This window comes from Actinoplanes octamycinicus (genome assembly GCF_014205225.1).
GTDB lineage: Bacteria > Actinomycetota > Actinomycetes > Mycobacteriales > Micromonosporaceae > Actinoplanes > Actinoplanes octamycinicus.
In genome coordinates this window covers 4,848,131-4,869,433 of record NZ_JACHNB010000001.1, presented here as the reverse complement: position 1 = coordinate 4,869,433, position 21,303 = coordinate 4,848,131, and the positions used below count along the sequence as shown (strand labels likewise).

Here is a 21,303-nt window from a genome sequence, read left to right as displayed (position 1 = left end):
CGGCGGCGGAGGTCTTCTGATGGCGACGCTGGACGAGCTGACGACGAAGGCCGGGGACGACGACGTGGTCGCCGGGGTGCCGGCCCGTCTCGTCGCCGCGCCGCGGGACACCGCCGAGGCGGCCGCGCTGATCGAGGCGGCGCGCGGGCTCAGCGTGGTGGTCCGTGGCGGCGGGACCAAGCTGGACTGGGGTGTCCCGCCCCGCGAGCTGGACCTGATCATCGACACCCGGCGGCTGGCCGGGGTCGTCGAGCACGCCGCCGGCGACCTGATCACCGTGGTCCGGGCCGGCACCCGGATGGCCGAGCTGCACGGCCTGCCCGGCCAGCAGCTGGCGCTGGACGCACCGCCCGCCGCGACGGCCGGCGGCACGGTCGCGGCGAACGCGTCCGGTCCCCGCCGGCTGCGCTACGGCACGGCCCGTGACCTGCTGATCGGCATCACCGTCGTCCGCCCGGACGGCACGATCACCAAGTCCGGCGGCAAGGTGGTCAAGAACGTCGCCGGTTATGACCTGGGCAAGCTCTACACCGGAGCCTTCGGCACCCTCGGGCTGATCACCGAGTGCGTCTTCCGGTTGCATCCGGTGCCGGCCGCCTCGGTTTTCGTCCGCGCCTGCGCCCCGCCCGGCCACGCTGCCCGGGTCCTCGCCGGGCAGTTCGCGGCCAGCGCCCTCGAGGTGTGCGCGGCCCCCGGGACGGAGCCCGAGCTGGCGGTCCTGCTGGAGGGCACCCCGGCCGGCGTGCGGGAGCGGGCCGCCGCGGTGGCCGCGCTGCTCGACGGCGCGGTGGCCGGCACCCCGCCGGAGTGGTGGGACGTGCCGCCCTGGCCGCCCGGCGGCGTCGGGATCAAGCTGACCGGCCGGTTGTCGCAGGTCCCGGCGCTGGTGGCGACCGCGGTCGGGGCCGGCGCGACGGTGCGCGGCTCGGCCGGGACCGGGGTGCTCTACGCCGGTTTCCCTCCGGTCGCCGAGTGCCCGGACGGGACGGTCGAGGCCGGCCGGGCGGTCGAGCTGCTGCGCGCGGCGGCGGTCCGCGCCGGCGGGCACGCCGTGGTGCTGACCGCGCCGGCCGGGGTGCGGGAGACCCTCGACATGTGGGGGCCGGTGCCCGGGCTGGCGCTGATGCGCCGGGTCAAGGACCAGTTCGATCCGGAGCACCGGTTCGCGCCGGGCCGTTTCGTGGGAGGCATCTGATGGCCGATGTGGACGCCACCCGGGGCACCGCTCCGGCCCCGCCCGACGCGCTGCGAGCCGCCGGGAGCGCGGGCGGGCCGGGAGCCTTCGACGATCACCACCCGCCCTCCGGTGAGCTGGTGTCGGACTGCGTGCACTGCGGGTTCTGCCTGACCACCTGCCCGACCTACGTGTTGTGGGGCGAGGAGATGGACTCGCCGCGCGGCCGGATCCATCTGATCGCCCAGGGACTGGAGGGCGAGCCGCTGACCGAGTCGATGGTCACCCACTTCGACCGGTGTCTGGGCTGCATGTCCTGCGTGACCGCGTGCCCGTCCGGGGTGCGCTACGACCGGTTGATCGAGGACACCCGGGCGCAGGTGGAGCGGCGGCATCCGCGGACGGCTCGGGAGCGGGCGCTGCGGGCGGCGATCTTCGCGGTGTTCCCCTATCCGCGGCGGCTTCGGCTGGTGCGGGGGCCGCTGTGGGCGTACCAGAAATCGGGTCTGCAGAAATTGATCTCGCGGAGCGGTCTGCTGGAGCGGCTCGCGCCGACCCTGGCCACGCTGGACTCGCTGGCGCCGCGGCTGCGCGGCGTGCCGCGGCCGCCGCGCCGGGTCGCCGCCCGGGGCACCCGCCGCGCGGTGGTCGGGATGCTGACCGGGTGCGTGCAGTCGGCGTTCTTCCCGGAGGTCAACTCGGCGACCGTGCGGATCCTCGCGGCCGAGGGCTGTGACGTGCTGATCCCGGCCGGGCAGGGCTGTTGCGGGGCGCTGAGCGTGCACAACGGACGGCGGGCCGAGGCGGAGCGGTTCGCCCGGCGGCTGATCGACACCTTCGAGCGCACCGGCATGGACTATTTCGTGGTCAACGCGGCGGGGTGCGGGTCGTCGCTGAAGGAGTACGGCGAGCTGCTCGCCGACGACCCGGCCTACGCGGCGCGGGCGGCGGCCTTCGCGGCGAAGGTGCGCGACCTGGCCGAGCTGCTCGACGAGCTGGGGCCGGTCGCCGAGCGGCATCCGCTGCCGATCACGGTGGCCTACCACGACGCCTGTCATCTCGGGCACGCCCAGGGCATCCGGACCCAGCCGCGGGCGCTGCTGCGCGGCATCCCCGGCCTGGAGCTGCGCGAGATCGCCGAGGCGGAGATCTGCTGCGGCTCGGCCGGGGTGTGGAACGTGCTGAACCCGGAGCCGGCCGCCGAGCTGGGCGACCGGAAGGCCGCCGCGGTGCTGGACACCGGCGCGGCGGTGCTGGTCACGGCGAACCCGGGCTGCCTGATGCAGGTGGCCGCGGCGGTCCGGCGGCGGGGCGGGGAGATCGCGCTGGCGCACACGGCCCAGGTGCTCGACGCGTCGATCCGGAACCTGGGGGCGGCCACGCTGACGGGGCGTTGACCGACCGCAGACCGGGCGTTGACCGACCGCTGACCGGCCGTTGACCGGCGCGCACGGGCCCGGAGCGATCGCCGACCGGCTGCGGACCGCCGCTTACGGCTCCGCGGCCCGCCACGGACCGGCACCGCACCTCGCGTATCGATGCATGTTGATGGGAGCGCTCCCACCGCCATGCACTCCGGAGGTAACACCATGCATCGACGAAGGCTGGCCGTCCTCGCCAGCGCCTGCGTCCTCCTCGCCGGTTCCCTGTTCGCCACCGCCACCCGGGCGAACGCGGCGGCCGGCTGCTCGGTGAAGTACACCGTCTCCAACCAGTGGCCGGGCGGGTTCGGCGCCGCGGTCGAGATCACCAACCTCGGCGACCCGGTCACCGCGTGGTCGCTCGGGTTCAGCTTCGGCAGCGGGCAGACCATCACCCAGTTGTGGGGCGGTTCGGTCAGCCAGTCCGGCGCCGCGGTCACGGTGCGCAACGCCGCGTGGAACGGCGCGGTCGGCACCGGCGGGACCGCCTCGTTCGGCTTCAACGGATCGTGGACCGGGTCGAATCCGGTGCCGACCGGCTTCACGCTCAACGGCGTGGCGTGCAACGGGGATGTCACCCCGTCGTCCCCGGCTACATCTCCGTTGACGCCGCCTTCGACCCCGCCTTCATCCAAGATCAAGATCATGGCGCTCGGTGACTCGATCACCGGCTCCCCCGGCTGCTGGCGCGCGCTGCTCTGGCAGAAGCTCCCGGCCGACCGGGTCGACTTCGTCGGCACGCTGCCCGGCCAGGGCTGCGGCTTCCCCTACGACGGCGAGAACGAGGGGCACGGCGGATACCTGGCCACCACCGTGGCGAACCAGGACCTGCTGGTCGACTGGCTGGCCGCGACCCGCCCGGACGTCGTCCTGATGCATTTCGGCACCAACGACGTGTGGAGCAACCTGCCGACCTCATCCATCCTGGCCGCCTACACCACCCTGGTCGGCCAGATGCGCGCCAGCAACCCGACGATGAAGATCCTGGTCGCCCAGATCATCCCGATGAACCCGTCCACCTGCGCCGCGTGCGCCCAGCGCGTGACCATTTTGAACGCCGCCATCCCGGCCTGGGCCGCCGGCCTCACCACGGCCACCTCCCCGATCACCGTGGTCGACCAGTGGACCGGCTTCGACACCGCCACCGACACCTACGACGGCGTCCACCCCAACGACGCCGGCAACACCAAACTCGCCAACCGCTGGTACCCGCCCCTCGCCGCCGCCCTCTCCTGACCGTTCCAGCCGGGCCTGCCAGGCCCGGCCGGACACCCCGATTGAACCTGGCGCGATGGGCGGGCGTTCATACCGCTGTCAGGCTTCGCCGCCGGAATGACTGGGGAGCGAGATGGACAGCGGTGTCGAGGAAGCCAAGCTGACCCTTCGCAGAGTGGTGGGCAAGTTCGCGTTGCTCTTCGCCTTCGTCTACCTCCTGGCGCTGTTCGCCGGCGTCGTCACGCTCCTTCAGGGCGACGAGGTGCCCGTGACCACCTGGATCCTGCTGATTCCGGCCGGCGTGGCGTTCGTCCCGGCCGTCATCGATGCCGTCAATCTGCACCGGACTCAGGACCCGGACCGGCTCAGCAAGCTCTGGAAGAGATGCGGCGTCCTGGCCGTGACCGGGATGGTCCTGCTGGTGGTCGCCTCACTGGTGACAGGAGGGATCAACGGATGACGTTCCACGTCGTTCCCGGTGCGCTGAGACAGTACGCGGCTGAGCTGACGGACGGCTCGGGCGTCGCCGAGGAGACTCGGGGCTATGCCGACAGGTGGGGATCCTTCACGCCGCACGAGAGCGGCATCCTCGGCGAGTTGACCCGCCGGCACACCCGTTTCCTGACTGACCTCGACGAGACCTTGACCAAGCTGGCGCTCATCTTGGACACGTCGGCGCGGAACATGGACAACGTGGCCGCTGCCTACGAGCACACCGACGCCCGGTCCGCGGCCGAGATCGACGCTGGTTACCCGCCGGCGCAGCGGCCCATCACCTCCGCCGGGAGCTGATGATGGCCGATCCGACCGCAGCGCTGGTGGCGCCGGAAGAACCGGACACCTCCGCCACCAACGGCTTCCCCGATCCCGGCATGCTGTTCAACTGGGTGTCGCCCACCGCCTGGATCAACGCGATCATCGAGAGCCTGACCGACTTCAACGCCATCGGCTACTGCACGGAGTGGGTGGGCGGCGACTGGGCTGCCATCTGGAAGTTCGGGGACGCCCTGACCAACATCGGGGAGTGCACCGACCAGCTCGCCGTCAACCTCCAGCAGGGCATGCTGCGGCTCGACTCGCGTTGGGACGGCAACGCCAACGACGCGGCGTACAACTACTTCACGTCGCTGTCCTCGTCGCTGAACCTGCTCCGGACCAGGCTGAATGAGGTCGGCGAGGCGTACCACAAGGCCGCGAACGGGGCGTGGGGTCTGGCGAACCAGCTCGGGAACCTGATCCAGAACCTGGTGGACAGCGCAATCCTCGCGGGTGTCATCGCCGGCGGCAGCACAGCGCTGATGTCGACCGGCGTCGGGGCCGCCGTGGGAGCGCCCGGATACGCGGCGTTGGCGCTGATCGTCGCCCGGATGGTGTCCCTCTGCAACAAGATCTCCACTGTCATCAATACCGCCATGATGGGCATCTTCGGCTTCTTCGGCACCGCGATGGACGTCGCCTACCAGGGCGGCAGCCTCGACGACATCCCGCTGCCCGGTGCGCCGTACACCCCTCCGGGAGCCTGACGTGGACCACCGCGGGGAAGACCCCATCGACCGCGAGCTGGAGGCCATGGCGGGCAGCGCCGCGCTGGCCCGGGAGGTCAAGGACGCCCTGGGCCGGATGAGGGGCGGCGCGGCCGGCCCGGAACTGGCCGAGATGGCGGAGGATCTGCTGGCCGGGCGTGTCCGCCTGCGCGACCTCGCCACCACCTCGGTGTACGCCGGTCCGTTGATGACCGGCGTCGAGCGGTACCGACAGTGGGAAGCGGAGCTGACTCCGGAGCAACGTGAGACTTTCGGCGCTCAGATCCGTGCACGCTTCGGCGCGGACCTGAGCGACCACCGTCACGACCCGATCCATCGACCGACCGGGCTATGGCCGGACGACTAGCCCTCGACGCGCATCTCGCCCAGTTCTGACCAGCCGTCCTGGTCCACCGACTGGCTGACGATCTTCGGGGTGGCCATCAAGTGGCGGGGCAGGTCCTGCTGGGCCTGTTTGAAGTGGGCGGACCCGACGTGCTCGGCGCCGGCCGCGCCGTCCTTGAACGCCTCGACCAGGACGTACTCCTGCGGGTTGTCGACGCTGCGGGACCACTCGAACCACAGGCAGCCCAGCTCGGCGCGGGTCGCCTCGGTGAACGGCGCGGCGATCCGCGGCCAGTCGTCGGCGTGCTCCGGCTTGATCAGGAACTTGGCGGTAATGAAGATCATCGCGGTGTCCTCTCGCGCTGGTGGTTGCCCGGGTTCCCTCATCATCGCCCCGGACGCCGTCCGAAGTGGCGCGTTCCGACGGTGACCACGCGGCGGATCAAGCCCGACGACCGCGGGCACGCGAAAGGTCCGCGCCGGCGTTCGACCGTTCCGATTCCGGTACGACGGGAGCGTCGTACCGGAAAGCGGCGGCCGGAAGCCGGAGCGGACCTCGAGCATGCCCGCAGTCCCGAGGTCAGTCGGAATGCGCGGTCAATCGGAAGGCGGAGCCGGTCGGAATACGGAGTCAGGCGGGATACCGGGTCAGTCGGAATGCGGGGTGAGGACGGCCGGGGCCGGCGACACCGGGGCGTTGACCGACGCGTCGTGGTGGAACAGCGCGCTCGGCCACCACATCCAGCGGCCGACGTCCAGGGTGAGCGCGGTGACCAGCACCGAGCGGACCACCAGGGTGTCCAGCAGCACGCCGAAGGCGACCGCGAAGCCGATCTCGGCGAACGCGACCAGCGGCAGGCTGCCGAGCGCCGCGAACGTGCCGGCGAGGACGATGCCGGCCGAGGTGATCACGCCGCCGGTGGCGGCCAGGCCGATCAGCGCGCCGCGCCGGGTGCCGTGCTCGCGGGTCTCCTCGCGGACCCGGGTCATCAGGAAGATGTTGTAGTCGATGCCCAAGGCGACCAGGAAGACGAAGACGAACAGCGGGAACGCGGTGTCCTCGCCGGCGAAGCCGAAGACGTGCCGGAAGATCAGCGCGCTGACCCCGAGCGCCGCCGCGAAGGACAGCACCACGGTGGCGATCAGCAGGATCGGGGCGATCAGCGAGCGCAGCAGGACGGCCAGGATGATCAGCACGACCAGCAGCACCAGCGGGATGATCAGCCGGTTGTCGTGCTTGTTGGCCTCGTTGATGTCCAGGGTCAGCGCGGTGAAGCCGCCGACCTTGGCGTCCGCGCCGGGGATCGGATGGACCGCGTCGCGGACCGCGATCACGGTGTCCTCGGCCGCCGGGCTGTCCGGCGCGTCCTTGAGCGTCCCCTCGAACTGGACCAGGCCGTTCTTCACCACCGGTTCGCTGACCTCGGTGATGCCGGGCACCGCGGCGAACGCGTCGTGCACCGCCTGCTGCTGCGGCGCGTTCGCGATCACCACCACCGGCTGGCCCTGTCCGGCCGGGAAGTGCCTGGCCAGCACCTGGGCGCCGGTCACCGACGGCTGGTCGCTGGTGAACGAGTCCTCCTGGCTGAGCCCGTTCGCGTTGAGCTGGAGCAGGCCGAGCGCCATCGCGCCGAGCACCACGGTGGTGGTCACCCAGACGATCCGCGGCCGGCGGGCGATCCGGTTGCCCATCCGGGCCCAGATGCCGGTGGCGGTCGGCTCGGGCGTGCCGTAGCGCGGCTTGACCGGCCAGAACAGCCACCGGCCGCAGATCACCAGCATGGCCGGGAGCAGGGTCATCATGGCGATCAGGCCGACCACGATGCCGATCGCGGCGACCGGGCCGAGGCCACGGGTGGAGTTGACCTCGGCGAGCATCAGACAGGACATGCCGATCGCCACGGTGGCCGCGCTCGCGATGATCGCCGGACCGGCCCGGTGCAGCGCGAAGATCATCGCCTCGTGCCGGTCGGCGTGCCGGCGCAGCTCCTCGCGGTAGCGGGCGACCAGCAGCAGCGCGTAGTCGGTGCCGGCGCCGAAGACCAGCACGGTCAGGATGCCGGCACTCTGCGCGTTCACCACCAGACCGGCGTGCTTGGCGAGCAGGTAGATCACCGCCTGGGCGGTGGTCAGCGCGACGCCGGCCGTGATGATCGGGAGCAGCCAGAGCACCGGGCTGCGATAGGTGACCAGCAGGATCACCGCGACCACGATCAGCGTGGTGTAGAGCAGCGTGCCGTCGATGCCCTCGAAGGCGCTCGCCGAGTCGGCGGCCACCCCGGCCGGGCCGGTCAGATGGATGCCGAGCCCGTCCGTGCCCGGGCCGGTGATGGTCTTGATCTGGTCGACCGTGCCGGCGATCTTGTCCCAGCCGTCGGCGTCCACCTTGATCGGCGCGATCACCTGGAGCGCGGCCTTGTCCTCGGACGGGAACGGCCCCTGCACCTTCCCGGAGACGCCGGGCACCGAAGCGATCGCCTGGGCGTCGGCGGCGGCCTTCTGCTGGTCGGCCGGGGTGATCCCGGAGGGCCGCTCGTAGACGATGATGGCCGGCACGATGTCGTCCGGCTGGAACTGTTTCTGCAGGTCAGCCACCTGGGTTGCCTCGGCGTCGCCGGGCAGCCAGGAGGCGTTGTCGTTCTTCTCGACGCTGCCGAGCTTGCCGGCCTGCGAGCCGGCGAACACCAGGATCGCGATCCACAGTGCCAGCACCACCCATTTGGTGCGGCGTCCGCAGACCCACCGAGCGAAGGATCCGGTCGTCATCGTTTCCCCCCAACAATTCGACCCGCGGAGCGTAAGCACGCTCATAGATCCATCAGAACCCCCGGGGCGGACGAATCAGGGTTACCTCAGGGGTGAGCTGCGCCACCGGGAGTACGAACGAGAGTGTCCAGTACGGACGACGGCGTACCCGAGATGGCGGCATAATCGTTCGGGTGACCAATTGGGAGTATGCGCGGTTGGAGTACCGCGCGGCGGGCACGCTGGGCACCGACCGGTTCATGGACTGGACGGCGACGTTCCATCACCCGGGCGGGGTGCTGCGCTGGGGCACCGACGAGCGGTTCGATGATTTGCGCCATCTGAACCGGGCGGGCGCCGCCGGGTGGCAGGCCTACGAGCGCTCGGTGATCCACGTGCAGGGCGAGCCCCATCGGCTGAGCAGCGTGACCTATTCGATGCGCCGCCCGATCCCGTCCGTCGAGTGATCGCTAGTCTCTGAGGGTGGCCAAGGAGACCGGGACCAAGCTGATCGCCTCGAACAAGAAGGCGCGGCACGACTACGCGATCCTCAAGACGTACGAGGCGGGCCTGGTGCTGGCCGGCACCGAGGTGAAGTCGCTGCGCCTGGGCCGCGCGTCGCTGGTCGACGCGTTCGCCCAGGAGCACGAGGGCGAGATCATGCTGTACGGGCTGCACATCGCCGAGTACGGCTTCGGCAGCTGGACCAACCACGCCCCGCGCCGCACCCGGAAACTGCTGCTGCACAAGACCGAGATCATCAAGATCCTGAACACGCTGGGCGACGGCACCGGGCTCACCCTGGTGCCGCTGTCGATGTACTTCAAGGACGGCTGGGCGAAGGTCGAGCTGGGCATCGCCCGGGGCCTGAAGTCGTACGACAAGCGCCAGGTGATGGCCGAGCGGGACGCCAAGAAGGAAATCGCCCGGGAGATGGGCCGCCGGTTGAAGGGCCGCCGCTAGATAATCAGCGGGTGACCGAACGCCTCGACTGGATCGATCCCACCCTGCGCGAGTGGGACTGCACGGTGCTCTGGTCCGACCCGGCCGACCCGGAGGCCGGGATCGTCCTGGACCGCTCGGCGTTCTACCCGGGCGGCGGCGGGCAGCCGCCGGACCACGGGGTGCTGCTCTGGGAGGGCGTGCAGACCCGGATCGTGGACACCCGCAAGGGCGACGATCAGTACCTGATCCCGGCGCCCGGCGACCCGGTCCCGGCGGCCGGCACCACGGTGCGCGGCGCGCTCGACGACGAGCGCCGCAGCAGCCTGATGCGCACCCACTCCGGCCTGCACATCCTCTGCGGCGCGGTGTTCCGCGACTTCGGCGCGCTGGTGACCGGCGGGATCATGCAGCCCGGCGAGGCCCGGATGGACTTCAACCTGCCGGAGGTCCCGGCCGGCTTCAAGCAGGCGCTGGAGGACGCGGTCAACGCGGAGATCACCGCGGACCGCAAGATCGTCGCCCGGGTGCTGCCCCGGGAGGAGGCGCTGCTGATCCCGACGCTGGTGCGCACCCAGGACGCGCTGCCGCCGCTGGAGAACCCGGAGATCCGGGTGATCGACATCGTCGGCCTGGACGTGCAGGCCGACGGGGGCACCCACGTGGCCTCGACCGCTCAGGTCGGCCGGGTCGAGGTGGTGAAGGTGGAGAGCAAGGGCCGGCAGAACCGGCGGGTACGGATCCGGATCACCGGCCCCCGCTCGTGATCACTTGTTCTGCAGGCCGTACCGCTTGCAGGCCTTGGCGAACTTGGCGGTGCAGATGTCCTTGGTGGTGACGAAGCCGTCGGCGACCACGTCGCTGAGGATGTTGTCCGCGGTGATCGGCTTCGGGGTGAGCAGCACGGAGGCGATGTAAGCGCCCGACTCCGGGTCCTTGACCTTGTCCTTGACCGCCTTCTTCTGGCCCTTGACCAGCTGGATCGCCAGGTCGGCGGCGGCGCCGGCCTCCTGCTTGATCGACTTGTACACGGTCATGCACTGGTCGCCGGCGATGATGTTCTGCAGGCCCTCGACGGTGGCGTCCTGGCCGGTGACCGGGACCTTGCCGTTCAGGCCCTTCTCCTTGAGCACCTGGATCGCCGCGTTGCCGAGGCCGTCGTTGGCGGAGAGCACGCCGCCGATGTTCGGCCACTGCTTGAGCATCTGCGCGAAGATCTCCTTGCCCTCGTCGTTGTCCCACTCCGGGACGAACTGGTCGGGGCCCTTGAGGTACGCGCCGTTGTCGTACTGCTGCTGCAGGATCGAGTCGTAGCCGCTCTTGAACAGGGTGGCGTTGTTGTCGGTCGGCGAGCCGTTCAGCTCGGCGATGACCGGCGCCGAGGACAGCTCCTTCGCCTTCAGGCAGTTGATCAGGCCGTTCGCCTGCTGCCGGCCGACCTCCTCGTTGTTGAAGCTGACGTAGAAGTCGGCGCCGCCGTTGAGGGTGAGCCGGTCGTAGTCGATCACCGGGATCTTCTTCGACTTGGCGTTGTCGATCACGGCCTTGCCGCTGACCGAGTCCAGGTTCGCGATCATCAGGACCTTGACGCCACTCCTGATCATGGCGTCGGCGATCCCCTTGAACGCCTCCTTGTCGCCCTCGGCGTTCTGGATCTCGAAGGGCACCCCGGCGCCCTTGAACGCGGCCTCGAGGTACTTCGGGTCGTCGTTCTTCCACCGGGTGGAGCTCTTCGAGTCCGGCAGGATCACGCCGACGCCGTTCTTGCCCTTGCCCGAGGAGGTCGCGTTCGACGTCGTGGTGCTGCTGTCGCCGGAGTCACCGCCGTCCCCGCCGTCATCACAGGCCGTAAGCGTGACCGACGTCATCAGGCCGGCGGCGACAAGTGCGAACAGTGCCTTGCGCATGGCAGTAGAAGTCCTCTCAGGGGTGGATCCCGACCTGCGTGGGGGGTTGCCGGGAAGCCCGCCAAGTATCGGCCAACGCGCCTCGGCCGCAACATCGGGTGTAGGCCTGAGTGCAAGATTATTCACTTCGCCCCGCGTCACCGGCAAGGCATCACGGACTGTATTGACAACTTCCTTTTTCCGAAACCGCGAAACCGGGCCGTAACAAGGCACGGCGGCCCGCCGAGCGGGCCGCCGTGAATCGCCTCTCAGATCGAACCGCGCCTGATCCACCACAGCGAGAAGGCCGAAAGGGCGAGGCTGAGGGCCACCAGAAGGCCGAACTCACGCCACTGAACGGTCCAGAACTTGGCGTCCGGCACATAGGTCAGCTTGGTGCTCAGATTTTGCGCCCGCAGCCACTCCGGACACGTCTGCCGCTCGGCGGGCGCCTCCGGACCGCACTTGGTGGTGTCCGCCGGGCCACGGAACTCCGCCCCGGACGCGGTGATCACCGAGCTGTCCATGATCCAGGCGTTCTTCATCTCCTGAACCGGCTCCAGCCGGATCTCCTTGGTCTCCATGCTGAACGACATCCCCATCCGCTGGGTCGGATCCAGCGCGGTGACCGTGGTGACCGGCTGGGCCAGCCACGGGCGCACCAGCAGCGGCACGGCGATCTGCAGCCCGGCGACCAGCAGCAGGGTCACCGCCATCGCGGTCACCGTCCGGCGCAGCAGCAGCCCGGCGGTCACCCCGGCCACGAACGCCAGCGCCGCGTAGCCGACCGGCACGATCCCCCGCGCCTGGAAGATCAGCGGGGTGATCCGGTCCCCCGCGGCCGCGTCGATCTGGCGCGCCCAGGCGCTGAACACCAGGCTGACCAGGCCGGTGCCGAACGCGCCGGCGGCGCCACCGAGCCCCAGCTTGACCAGCAGCCAGCGCCGCCGCCCGATCGACTGGCTGAAGACCATGCGGTACGTGCCGGTCTCCAGCTCCCGGGCCACCAGCGGCGCGCCCCAGAAGATCCCGAGCAGCGCCGGCAACAGGGCCATGGCCACCATGCCGCCGTTGTAGAGCTGGCGCGCCCACCCGCCGTACAGCGAGGTGAGGAAGGTGTCGGCGGCGGCGGTGCAGGCGTCACCCCGGCACCCGGTGAAGCCCGCCGCGGACGCCAGGTCACCCACCTGCGCCCAGGTCAGCGCCAGACCGGCCAGGAACACCAGCAGGACCGCGCCGGTGGTGAGCGCGGGGGTGCGGAACTGCCGCCAGGTCAACCAGATCATCGCTGTCCCTCCAGCACCCGGGAGCCGGCCGGCTGGCCCTCGCTCATGTAGGTCAGCACCAGGTCCTCCAGGCTCAGCGAGTCCACCTGCCAGGACGGGTCGTCGATCGGCGCGGTGCTGCGCACCACCAGCGTCGACTGCACGTCGGTGTGCCGCTCCTCGATCACGTCCCGGCCGGCGCCGAGGGACTCCGCGGAGCGGCGCGGGCCGACCAGCCGGTGGTGGCCGGCGAGCAGCTCGTCCACGTCACCGGCCACCCGGACCCGGGAGCCGACCAGCACGATCAGGTGGTCACAGACCCGTTCCAGGTCGGCGACCAGGTGCGAGGACATGACGATGCTCATCCCGTGCTCGGCGGCCAGCTCCATCAGGCTCTGCAGGAAGGCCCGGCGGGCCAGCGGGTCGAGCGCGGCCACCGGCTCGTCGAGCAGCAGCAGCTCGGGCCGTTTGGCGGCGGCCACGGTCAGCGCCAGCTGGGCGCGCTGGCCGCCGGACAGCTTGCCGGCCTTCTGCGCCGGATCCAGGCCGGCCTGGGCGATCCGCCGCCGGGCCAGCCCGTCGTCCCAGGCCGGGTTGAGCCGGGCACCGAGCGTCAGGTGCTCGGCGACGGTCAGACCGGCGTAGACCGGGGTGTCCTGGGCGACGAAGCCGACCCGGGGCGACCCGCTGACCGGCCGCTCGCCGAGCACCTCGATCCGCCCCGCGGTCGGATCGAGGAGCCCGCAGGCGAGCTGGAGCAGGGTGGACTTGCCGGCGCCGTTCGGCCCGACCAGGCCGACCACGTGGCCGGCCGGGACGTCCAGGGTGCAGCCGGAGAGGGCGGTGCGGCGGCCGTACCGGTGGGTGAGCTCTTCGGTGTGCATCGCGCTAGTCATGCCCGTGCCTCCGAAAAATCCCGAAAAGTGCTGAGAAAGAGGGCCTCGATGCTCTCGTTGTCGAGGCTGGCCTCCCGGGCCTCGGCGAGCCAGCGCTGCAGGCCCTGCCGCAGCGGCTCGTGCTCGCCGAGCGAGCCGAGCGTCTTCGTGACGAACGTGCCGACGCCCGGCCGGGCCGCGACCAGGCCCGCGTACTCCAGCTCGCGGTACGCCTTGGACACCGTGTTCGGGTTGATCGCGATCCGGCCCACCACCTCCTTGACGGTGGGCAGCTTGTCGCCCTCCTTCAGCACGCCCAGCCGCAGCGCGTGCCGCACCTGCTGGATGAGCTGCATGTAGGGCGCCACCCCGGACCGCGTGTCCAGGTGAAACTCGATCACCTCACCACCACCATTCTACTAGTTACCTAGCACAATAGCGATGAACCTCCACGAGGAAAAGGGACGACCCCAGCCGGTTGACGACCGTGGCCCGGCAGGCGGCGCGCATGGCAGGCTGGACGACATGAGCGTCGCCGTGACAGAACACGTGGGGCCCTGGTCCGAGGAGGACTACCTGGCCCTCGGCGAGACCACGAACCGGATCGAGCTTTTCGACGGGAGTCTGCTGGTGAGCCCGGCACCGACCACGCGCCACCAGAACATCTCCCGCAAGCTGGCGAACCTTCTGGAGCCAGGAGCCGACGATGCGGATCTCTGGGTGTACGAAGCCGTCAACGTGAGGCTGCAGGCCGGTCGGCTCTTCATCCCGGACGTGGCCGTATCCCCCCTGGAGGATGTCTCCGTCCTCGAGGCGGATCAGGTTCGCCTGGTCGCCGAGATCGTCTCACCAGGAAACGCCGGTAACGACCGGGTGCTGAAAATGGCGCTCTACGCCGCCGCCCGGATCGAGTGGTACCTGCTGGTCGAACCGAACGGGCACACGCTCGATCTGCGCCTGCTCCAGCTCGACAGCGGCCACTACAGGGAGCAGGCACGCGGGGAACGACTCCTCGCCACCGAGCCGTTCCCCTTCGAGCTCGACGCCGCGTCCCTGCTGCGCCGCCGCTGATCTACCAGTTCACCGCGATGTACTTGGACTCCAGGTACTCCAGCAGGCCCTCGTGGCCGCCCTCCCGGCCGATGCCGCTCTGCTTCACCCCGCCGAACGGGGCGGCCGGATCGCTGACCAGGCCGCGGTTCAGCCCGACCATGCCGGCCTCGATCCTCTCGCTGACCCGCAGGCCGCGCGCCAGGTCGCCGGTGTAGACGTAGGCGACCAGCCCGAACTCGGTGTCGTTGGCCAGCCGGACCGCCTCGTCCTCACCGGTGAAGGTGACGATCGGGGCGACCGGGCCGAAGATCTCCTCGCGCAGGATCGCCGCGTCGGCGCCGACACCGGTCAGCACGGTCGGCGGGTAGTAGAAGCCCTTCCCGGCCGGCCGGCTGCCGCCGGTGACCGCCTCCGCCCCGGCCGCCAGCGCGCCTTTCACCAGATCGTCGACCTTCGCCACGGTGTCCTCGTTGACCAGCGGGCCGACCTGCGTCTTCTCGTCCGTGCCCGGGCCGACGACCAGCGCCGACATCCGCTGGGCGAGCCGCCGGGAGAACTCGTCGGCGATGCCCGCCTCGACGAAGAACCGGTTCGCCGCGGTGCACGCCTCGCCGCCGTTGCGCATCTTGGCGAGCATCGCGCCCTCGATCGCGGCGTCCAGGTCGGCGTCGGCGAAGACCACGAACGGGGCGTTGCCACCCAGCTCCATCGAGGTGTTCACGACGTTCTCCGCGGCCTGGGCGAGCAGGATCCGGCCGACCTCGGTGGAGCCGGTGAAGGAGAGCTTGCGGACCCGGGCGTCGCGCAGCATCGTCGAGACGACCTTGCCGGAGCTGCGCGAGGGCAGCACGTTCACCACGCCCTCCGGCACGCCCGCCTCGGCCAGGATGGCGGCCATCGCGAGCGCGGTCAGCGGGGTGTCACTGGCCGGCTTGAGCACCACCGTGCAGCCGGCCGCGAGCGCCGGGCCGATCTTGCGGGTGGCCATCGCGGCCGGGAAGTTCCACGGCGTGACCAGCACACAGACGCCGACCGGCTGGCGGGTGACCAGGATCCGGTTGGTCCCGCCGGGGGCCCCGGTCAGGTTCCCGTCGATCCGCACCGCCTCCTCGGCGAACCAGCGGAAGAACTCGGCCGCGTAGGTCACCTCGCCCTTGGCGTCGGTGAGCGCCTTGCCGTTCTCCAGGCTGATCAGTTCGGCCAGGTCGGCGGCCCGCTCGGTCATCAGCTCGAACGCCTTGCGGAGCACCTCACCGCGTACCCGCGGGGGTGTCGCGGCCCAGCCCGGGCCCGCGGCCGCCGCCGCGTCCACCGCGGCGATCGCGTCCACCTCCGCGCCGTCGGCCACCGAGGCGATCGTGTCGCCGGTCGCCGGGTCCAGCACGTCGAAACGGTTGCCGGAGGACGCGGGCACCCATTTGCCGCCGAGGAAAAGTTCAGTCTCCATGGGCCCCAGCATTCTCCGGATCCGGACGAGCCGCCACGCTTCGCCGATTGGACCCCTCACGTGACCCCGGCGGCGTCTAGCGTGAGCCGGGTGACCGTGGGATTTCTCGGGCTGGGCGTGATGGGCCGGCCGATGGCGCTCAACCTGGCCCGGGCCGGGACCGACCTGGTGGTCTGGAACCGGTCGGCGGCCGCCGCCGAGGCGCTCCGGGAGGCCGGCGCCGCCGTCGCCACCGACGTCGCCGACCTGTTCGCGCGTGCCGACGTGGTGTTCATGATGCTGGCCGACGACCGGGTCGCCGACCGGGTGCTGGACCGCGACGCGCCCGGCTTCGAGCGGCTGGTCGCCGGCCGCACGCTGGTGCACATGGGCACCACCTCGCCGGCCTGGTCCCGCGGGCTCGACGAGCAGATCCGGGACGCCGGCGGCCACTACGTCGAGGCCCCGGTGTCGGGATCCCGGGTGCCCGCCGAGACCGCCCAGCTGGTCGCCATGCTGGCCGGAACCGATCCGGACCTCGACCGGGTCGCGCCGCTGCTGGCGCCGATGTGCCGGGAAACCGTCCGGTGCGGCCCGGTCCCCAACGGCCTGCTGATGAAATTGGCCGTCAACACCTTCCTGATCAGCATGGTGACCGGCCTGGCCGAGTCGTTCCACTTCGCCGCCCGCCACAAGCTGGACCAGGCCACCCTGCTGGCCGCGCTGGACGCCGGCCCGATGGCCAGCGCGGTCTCCCGGATCAAGGCCCGCAAGCTGCTCGACCGCGACTTCTCGGTACAGGCCTCGATCCGCGACGTCCTCTACAACAACCACCTGATCGTCGAGGCCGCCGAGACCGCCGGCATCTCGTCGCCGCTGCTCGACACGTGCCTGGAGCTCTACGCGGAGACGTCGTCGGGTGGTCACGCGGGCGAGGACATGGCCGCGGTGATCCACGCTTTGGAGTCCCGCTCCGGCTGATCCGTGCTCCGGCCGACCGCGCCGCTTCACACCATGAGTCCCGCTCCGGCTGATCCGTGCCCCGGCCGACCGCGCCGCTTCACACCATGCGTCTGCCGCGGCGGCCGCCGCTCGCTCCGGGGTCAGAGCGGTTTTCGGTACGGCGGTCAGCACGCCCACCGTCAGAGCGGTTTTCGGTACGGCGGTCAGCACGCCCACCGTCAGCCGGAGTTCTCCACAGCAGCGCGTCGTCCACAGGCCGCCCCGCGGAGGCCGCGACTTCGCGCCACACTGCTCAGCGGGGGCTCCCCCAGGGTGGGCGGGTCTCGGCGAGTAGGGCTTGACGAGTGGGGCTTGACGGTCGCGTTTCGCGCCATTGCGTTCGGGATATCGCTGCCTGACCAGGCGAAACTCCGGCATGCGCCACTCGCGGAGCCGCGTCTGGGGCAAGCGGACCCGGGCAGGCGGGGTCTTGGGCGAGCGGAACCCGAGCGGGTCCGGCCCGGGTGGATCCGGCTCGGGCAGGTCCGGCTCGGGTGGGTCCGGGCTTCGGCAGGTCCGGGCACGGGTGGAGCCGGGCTTGTGCAGGGTCCGGCTCAGGACGGTGCGGCTCGGGAGGCTCGGGACGATGCGGCTCGGGAGGCTCGGGACGATGCGGCTCGGGAGGCTCGGGACGATGCGGCTCGGGAGGCTCGGGGCGGTGCGGCTCGGGAGGCTCGGGGCGGTGCGGCTCGGGCAGGGTGCGGCTCAGGACGGTGCGGCTCGGGAGGCTCGGGACGGTGCGGCTCGGGCTGGACGGTGCTGTGGGCGTACCGCAAATGGGGGAAACCGCAGGTGAGCAGCGGTCAGCTGGTGGCGAGAGTGCGGCAGAGGTCTGGCAGCGACGGGGGCTCCAGGACGTCCGGCAGGCTGGGGAAGTCGTCCGGGTGGACCCAGGCGACACCGAGCAGCTCCGCCCGCTCGTAGGGGAGCAGGCCGTCCCGTCCGATCGCCGGCTGCGATCCGGGGAAGCGGGCGGTGAAGAACTGTTCGGGGCCGACCATGCGGCGGCCCTTCCACACGCATTCGCGCTCGACCAGAACGAACTCGGGGTGGATCGCGTCCGGGTCGAGGCCGGTCTCCTCGGTCAGCTCGCGCCGGGCCGCCTCCAGCGGCGTCTCGCCCGGGTCGATGCCACCGCCGGGCGGCTCCCAGAGGCGGTGCCCGTCGGTGGGGTCCTCCCAGTTCAGCAGCAGGACACGGCCGTCCGCGTCGAAGCAGACGATGCGGACCGCGGGGCGGTGGACGATCTCCATCCCCCGACCCTAGGCCGCGGGCTGGAGGCTGATCGGGCAGGCATAGGCTGCCAGGAGTGGCGAAGTACTTCGACGTGCACCCGGACAATCCGCAACCGCGCAGCATCCAGCAGATCGCAGGGCTGATCCGGGAGGACGGGCTGATCGCCTATCCGACCGACTCGTGCTTCGCGCTCGGCTGCCGGATGGGGAACAAGGACGGGCTGGACCGGATCCGGGCGATCCGGCATCTCGACGACCGGCACCATTTCACCCTGATGTGTCACGATTTCGCGCAGCTCGGGCAGTTCGTGCAGATCAACAACGCCCTGTTCCGGGCGGTGAAGGCGAGCACGCCGGGGCCGTACACGTTCATCCTGCCGGCCACCAAGGAGGTGCCGCGCCGGCTGCTGCACCCCAAGAAGAAGACCGTCGGGGTACGGATCACCGCGCACACCACCGCCCAGGCGATCCTCGCCGAGCTGGGTGAGCCGCTGGTCTCCAGCACGCTGCTGCTGCCCGGCGAGCCGGAGCCGATGACCCAGGGCTGGGAGATCAAGGAGGCGCTCGACCACGCGGTGGACGCGGTGGTCGACTCCGGCGAGTGCGGCACCGAGCCGACCACGGTGATCGACCTGTCCGAGGGCGAGCCGGAGGTGCTGCGGGTCGGCGCCGGCGACCCGACGCGGTTCAGCGACTGAGGCGCCGACGGGTCCGCTACCGGAACCAGCCGAGCGGGACCGCCGAGGCGATGGCCAGCATGCCGGCGTCGTTCGGGTGCAGGTGGTCGCCGCTGTCGTAACCGGGCCACAGCCGTTCCGGGTACGCGCCGTCGCGGACCGCCGCGTCGAAGTCGATCACCGCGTCGTACTCGCCGCTGCGCCGGATCCAGTCGTTGAGGGTGCTCCGGGCGAGCCGGGTCGCCGGGGCGTCGGCGACGCTGCCGCCGAACGGCAGCAGGGTGCCGCCGATCACGGTGAATCCGGCCTGCCGGGCCCGGGCGATCAGCTGGAGATGCCCGGCGATCATCGGCGCCGCCGCGGTCCCGTGCCCGATGTCGTTCACCCCGATCAGCGTGATCAGGTAGCGGGCGCCGGGCTGGTCCAGCGCGTCCCGGTCGAGGCGGCGCAGCCCGGCCGGGCCCATGCTGAGCGGGAACGCCCGGCCGGGCGCGCCGGCGCCGGATCCGCCGCCGCCGGCCGGGACCGGGATGTCCGGGCCGACCAGCAGCCGGTTGCCGTTGATCCCGGCGTTCAGCACGCCGAGCGGCAGCCCGGCGGCGCGCAGCCGGGCGGCCAGGTGGTCCGGCCAGCGGTGGTTGGCGCCGAGCGTGGTGGACGCGCCGCAGGTGATCGAGTCACCGAAGGCGACCACCGCGGCGCTCGGCCCGGCGGTCCGCACGCTGACCCCGCCGAGCAGCAGATAGCGCTTGCTGACCTTGCCGCCGGCCGGATCGGCGACCGCCGCCACGTTGCCCGGCAGGATCCGGTTGCGCTGGTAGGCGTGGGTGCTGACGGTGCCGATCCGGGTCGCCTCGGGCAGGTGGTAGGTGATCACCAGGTCGGCGCCGGGTGGCAGGGTCAGGCCCGGGACCGGGTCGCTGACCAGGGCGCCGCCGGCCGGGAGCAGGACGCCGGCCCGGCCGCCGAAGGTGACCGGGCGCATGGTGGCCGGCTGGAACGCGGTGCTGTCCGGGCCGCCGGCGCGCAGGCCGGTCCAGATCTCGCCGAGGCGTACCGGAGTGGCGCCGAACTCGTTGGACAGTCTGAGGCGGGGCTGGACGCCGCCGACGCTCAGGTGCACCACCTGACGGACGGTCCGGTCGGCCGGCAGCAGCTTCTCGCCGCGCTCGGTCGCGGTGTTCGCGGTGGCCCAGGTGCCGGTCCAGCGTTGCCGGGCGCGGGCCGGCAGCAGCGGACCGGCGATGCCGGGGGTGGCCACCAGTGCGGCCGCCGCGGCACCGCCGAAGATCAGGGCGCGCCGGGTGGTGGCGCGCCCCAGGTCGGGGAGAAGATCTCGTCGCAAGATACGCGCAACGTAGAAAACCCACGCAAGTGCCGTCAAGTCCACCGTCGGGGATCCGATCCCGGAAGGTGACGTGACGTCACCTTCCGGGATCGACGGGTCACCCGGTCGTGCAGGCTAGATTCTGCACGCTCGCGGGCGCCGAGCCGGAACCGAGGAACCCGAATGTGGTGTAGTCGCCGGCAGCGACCGTACCGTTCCAGGTCTCGTTGCTCACCGTGACCAGTGAGCCACTCGCGGTGCCCTTGCCGCTCCACACCGAGGCCAGGGTCTGGCTGCCCGGCCAGGTCCAGCCGACCTTCCAGCCGTTGATCGCGGTGGTCCCGGCGTGCACCATCACCTGGCCCTGGAACCCGCCGCTCCAGGAGGAGACGACGTTGTACATCGCGGTGCAGCCGCCGTTGCCCGGGTTCGGGGTGGTGGAGGTGGAGACCGACGGCCGCGGTGTCGGCGAGGTCGTCGTCGGCACCGTGCCGATCCCGGTGACCTCACCGTTGCCGCCGTCGAACACCACGTCGGAGCAGCCGTAGAAGGTCTCCGTGCTGTCCGAGCGGGACCACACCGAGTAGATCAGGTGCTTGCCGGTCTTGTTCGCCGGCAGCTTCCCGGTCCAGTAGTAGTGCCCGTCGTCGGTGCCCGGCCCGCCGTTCGCCGGCGGGTTGGTCACCTGGTCGAACGGCGTCGGCTCCAAGTCGCTCCAGGCGAGCGGCTTGGTCGGGTCGTAACCGTCCTTGGTGATGTAGAGCGAGAAGGTGCCCGGGTGCTTGGCCCAGTCGTTGTAGCGGAACTCCATGGTGGCGCCGGCCGTCAGGTGCGTGGCCGGCCAGTCGGTCCGGGCCAGGTTGAACCCGGTGAAGTTGTACGGGCCGCCGGTCCCGCCGCTGCACAGCTGGCCGTCCGGGATGAACCCGGAGACCCGCCCGGCGCCGTCCGAGCGGAGCACGGCGAACCAGTTGTACAGCGACGTGACGCCGCTCTGCGCGACCGCCGCGGCGCAGGCCGCGTTCTTCGGCTCGATCGCGCCGGTCGTCGGGTTGCGGCCGTCCTGGTAGCAGAACCAGGTACGGCTGCCGGGGACCTGGATGGCCCCGTGTGCCTGCGCGCCGGCCGGCAGCGCGAGCACGCCCGCCGCCGTGGCCAGGGCCAGCGCCGCGATCATTCGGACAAGTCGCAT

General features: G+C 71.2%; 23 protein-coding genes. 13 read left to right on the top strand and 10 right to left on the bottom strand.

Features of this window, described 5'->3' with window-relative positions; genetic code table 11:
• The first annotated feature begins 19 nt into the window (after positions 1-19).
• From BJY16_RS21255 to BJY16_RS21225, 7 genes are all read left to right on the top strand, one after another.
• On the top strand, positions 20-1,195 hold the full coding sequence (locus BJY16_RS21255) for an FAD-binding oxidoreductase (RefSeq protein WP_185041340.1): 1,176 nt from the start codon (positions 20-22) through the stop codon (positions 1,193-1,195).
• Positions 1,195-2,571, top strand: a complete 1,377-nt coding sequence (locus BJY16_RS21250; RefSeq protein WP_185041339.1) for a (Fe-S)-binding protein — start codon at positions 1,195-1,197, stop codon at positions 2,569-2,571. Before BJY16_RS21255 ends, BJY16_RS21250 begins: the two co-directional genes overlap by 1 nt.
• A 192-nt stretch (positions 2,572-2,763) precedes the next feature.
• Positions 2,764-3,831 (top strand): cellulose binding domain-containing protein, encoded by a 1,068-nt coding sequence (locus BJY16_RS21245; protein WP_185041338.1) that lies wholly within the window; start codon positions 2,764-2,766, stop codon positions 3,829-3,831.
• 112 nt (positions 3,832-3,943) lie between these two features.
• Positions 3,944-4,270 (top strand): hypothetical protein, encoded by a 327-nt coding sequence (locus BJY16_RS21240; protein WP_185041337.1) that lies wholly within the window; start codon positions 3,944-3,946, stop codon positions 4,268-4,270.
• Positions 4,267-4,602 (top strand): type VII secretion target, encoded by a 336-nt coding sequence (locus BJY16_RS21235; RefSeq protein WP_185041336.1) that lies wholly within the window; start codon positions 4,267-4,269, stop codon positions 4,600-4,602. Before BJY16_RS21240 ends, BJY16_RS21235 begins: the two co-directional genes overlap by 4 nt.
• Before the next feature lie 2 nt (positions 4,603-4,604).
• Positions 4,605-5,333 (top strand): hypothetical protein, encoded by a 729-nt coding sequence (locus BJY16_RS21230; RefSeq protein WP_185041335.1) that lies wholly within the window; start codon positions 4,605-4,607, stop codon positions 5,331-5,333.
• Position 5,334: 1 nt separating this feature from the next.
• Complete coding sequence (locus tag BJY16_RS21225; RefSeq protein WP_185041334.1) at positions 5,335-5,700, top strand: hypothetical protein; 366 nt, start codon at positions 5,335-5,337, stop codon at positions 5,698-5,700.
• On the opposite strand, the gene BJY16_RS21220 is transcribed toward BJY16_RS21225, so the two are convergent.
• Complete coding sequence (locus BJY16_RS21220; protein WP_185041333.1) at positions 5,697-6,023, bottom strand: putative quinol monooxygenase; 327 nt, start codon at positions 6,021-6,023, stop codon at positions 5,697-5,699. The genes BJY16_RS21225 and BJY16_RS21220 overlap by 4 nt on opposite strands.
• Positions 6,024-6,326: 303 nt before the next feature.
• Complete coding sequence (locus BJY16_RS21215) at positions 6,327-8,444, bottom strand: MMPL family transporter (protein WP_185041332.1); 2,118 nt, start codon at positions 8,442-8,444, stop codon at positions 6,327-6,329.
• A gap of 173 nt (positions 8,445-8,617) precedes the next feature.
• Here BJY16_RS21215 and BJY16_RS21210 point away from each other — a divergent pair, with 173 nt between their 5' ends.
• Genes BJY16_RS21210 through BJY16_RS21200 form a run of 3 tightly spaced genes read left to right on the top strand, consistent with a single transcriptional unit; the run spans position 8,618 to position 10,132 of the window.
• Positions 8,618-8,890: a hypothetical protein gene (locus tag BJY16_RS21210; RefSeq protein WP_185041331.1), complete on the top strand. Its 273-nt coding sequence runs from the start codon at positions 8,618-8,620 to the stop codon at positions 8,888-8,890.
• 16 nt (positions 8,891-8,906) lie between these two features.
• The gene (gene smpB, locus BJY16_RS21205) at positions 8,907-9,386 is read left to right on the top strand and encodes an SsrA-binding protein SmpB (RefSeq protein ID WP_185041330.1); all 480 of its coding nucleotides are present in this window, start codon (positions 8,907-8,909) and stop codon (positions 9,384-9,386) included.
• An 11-nt stretch (positions 9,387-9,397) separates the two neighbouring features.
• Positions 9,398-10,132, top strand: a complete 735-nt coding sequence (locus BJY16_RS21200; protein ID WP_185041329.1) for an alanyl-tRNA editing protein — start codon at positions 9,398-9,400, stop codon at positions 10,130-10,132.
• On the opposite strand, the gene BJY16_RS21195 is transcribed toward BJY16_RS21200, so the two are convergent.
• From BJY16_RS21195 to BJY16_RS21180, 4 genes are all read right to left on the bottom strand, one after another.
• Positions 10,133-11,272, bottom strand: a complete 1,140-nt coding sequence (locus tag BJY16_RS21195) for a sugar ABC transporter substrate-binding protein (RefSeq protein ID WP_185041328.1) — start codon at positions 11,270-11,272, stop codon at positions 10,133-10,135.
• A 248-nt stretch (positions 11,273-11,520) separates the two neighbouring features.
• Positions 11,521-12,537: an ABC-2 membrane transporter-related protein gene (locus BJY16_RS21190; protein WP_185041327.1), complete on the bottom strand. Its 1,017-nt coding sequence runs from the start codon at positions 12,535-12,537 to the stop codon at positions 11,521-11,523.
• Complete coding sequence (locus BJY16_RS21185; RefSeq protein ID WP_373873478.1) at positions 12,534-13,400, bottom strand: ABC transporter ATP-binding protein; 867 nt, start codon at positions 13,398-13,400, stop codon at positions 12,534-12,536. The genes BJY16_RS21190 and BJY16_RS21185 overlap by 4 nt, the downstream gene beginning before the upstream one ends.
• A gap of 8 nt (positions 13,401-13,408) precedes the next feature.
• Positions 13,409-13,792 (bottom strand): GntR family transcriptional regulator, encoded by a 384-nt coding sequence (locus BJY16_RS21180; protein WP_185041325.1) that lies wholly within the window; start codon positions 13,790-13,792, stop codon positions 13,409-13,411.
• 40 nt (positions 13,793-13,832) lie between these two features.
• On the opposite strand from BJY16_RS21180, the gene BJY16_RS21175 reads away from it, so the two are divergent.
• On the top strand, positions 13,833-14,462 hold the full coding sequence (locus BJY16_RS21175; RefSeq protein WP_373873479.1) for a Uma2 family endonuclease: 630 nt from the start codon (positions 13,833-13,835) through the stop codon (positions 14,460-14,462).
• Between the two features lies 1 nt (position 14,463).
• Here BJY16_RS21175 and BJY16_RS21170 read toward each other — a convergent pair whose 3' ends face one another.
• Positions 14,464-15,891: an NAD-dependent succinate-semialdehyde dehydrogenase gene (locus tag BJY16_RS21170; protein ID WP_203759183.1), complete on the bottom strand. Its 1,428-nt coding sequence runs from the start codon at positions 15,889-15,891 to the stop codon at positions 14,464-14,466.
• A 60-nt stretch (positions 15,892-15,951) separates the two neighbouring features.
• On the opposite strand from BJY16_RS21170, the gene BJY16_RS49130 reads away from it, so the two are divergent.
• Positions 15,952-16,851 carry an NAD(P)-dependent oxidoreductase gene (locus tag BJY16_RS49130; RefSeq protein WP_486303883.1) on the top strand — a complete coding sequence of 300 codons (900 nt, stop codon included), beginning with the start codon at positions 15,952-15,954 and terminating at the stop codon, positions 16,849-16,851.
• Between the two features lie 824 nt (positions 16,852-17,675).
• Here BJY16_RS49130 and BJY16_RS21160 read toward each other — a convergent pair.
• Positions 17,676-18,125, bottom strand: coding sequence for an NUDIX hydrolase (locus tag BJY16_RS21160; RefSeq protein WP_185041322.1), 450 nt, complete (start codon positions 18,123-18,125; stop codon positions 17,676-17,678).
• Between the two features lie 56 nt (positions 18,126-18,181).
• Here BJY16_RS21160 and BJY16_RS21155 point away from each other — a divergent pair, with 56 nt between their 5' ends.
• On the top strand, positions 18,182-18,805 hold the full coding sequence (locus BJY16_RS21155) for an L-threonylcarbamoyladenylate synthase (protein WP_185041321.1): 624 nt from the start codon (positions 18,182-18,184) through the stop codon (positions 18,803-18,805).
• Positions 18,806-18,821: 16 nt separating this feature from the next.
• Here BJY16_RS21155 and BJY16_RS21150 read toward each other — a convergent pair whose 3' ends face one another.
• Positions 18,822-20,129 carry an SGNH/GDSL hydrolase family protein gene (locus tag BJY16_RS21150; protein WP_239177862.1) on the bottom strand — a complete coding sequence of 436 codons (1,308 nt, stop codon included), beginning with the start codon at positions 20,127-20,129 and terminating at the stop codon, positions 18,822-18,824.
• A gap of 100 nt (positions 20,130-20,229) precedes the next feature.
• A complete protein-coding gene (locus BJY16_RS21145; protein WP_185041320.1) occupies positions 20,230-21,303 on the bottom strand; it encodes a lytic polysaccharide monooxygenase auxiliary activity family 9 protein in 1,074 nt (357 codons plus the stop codon).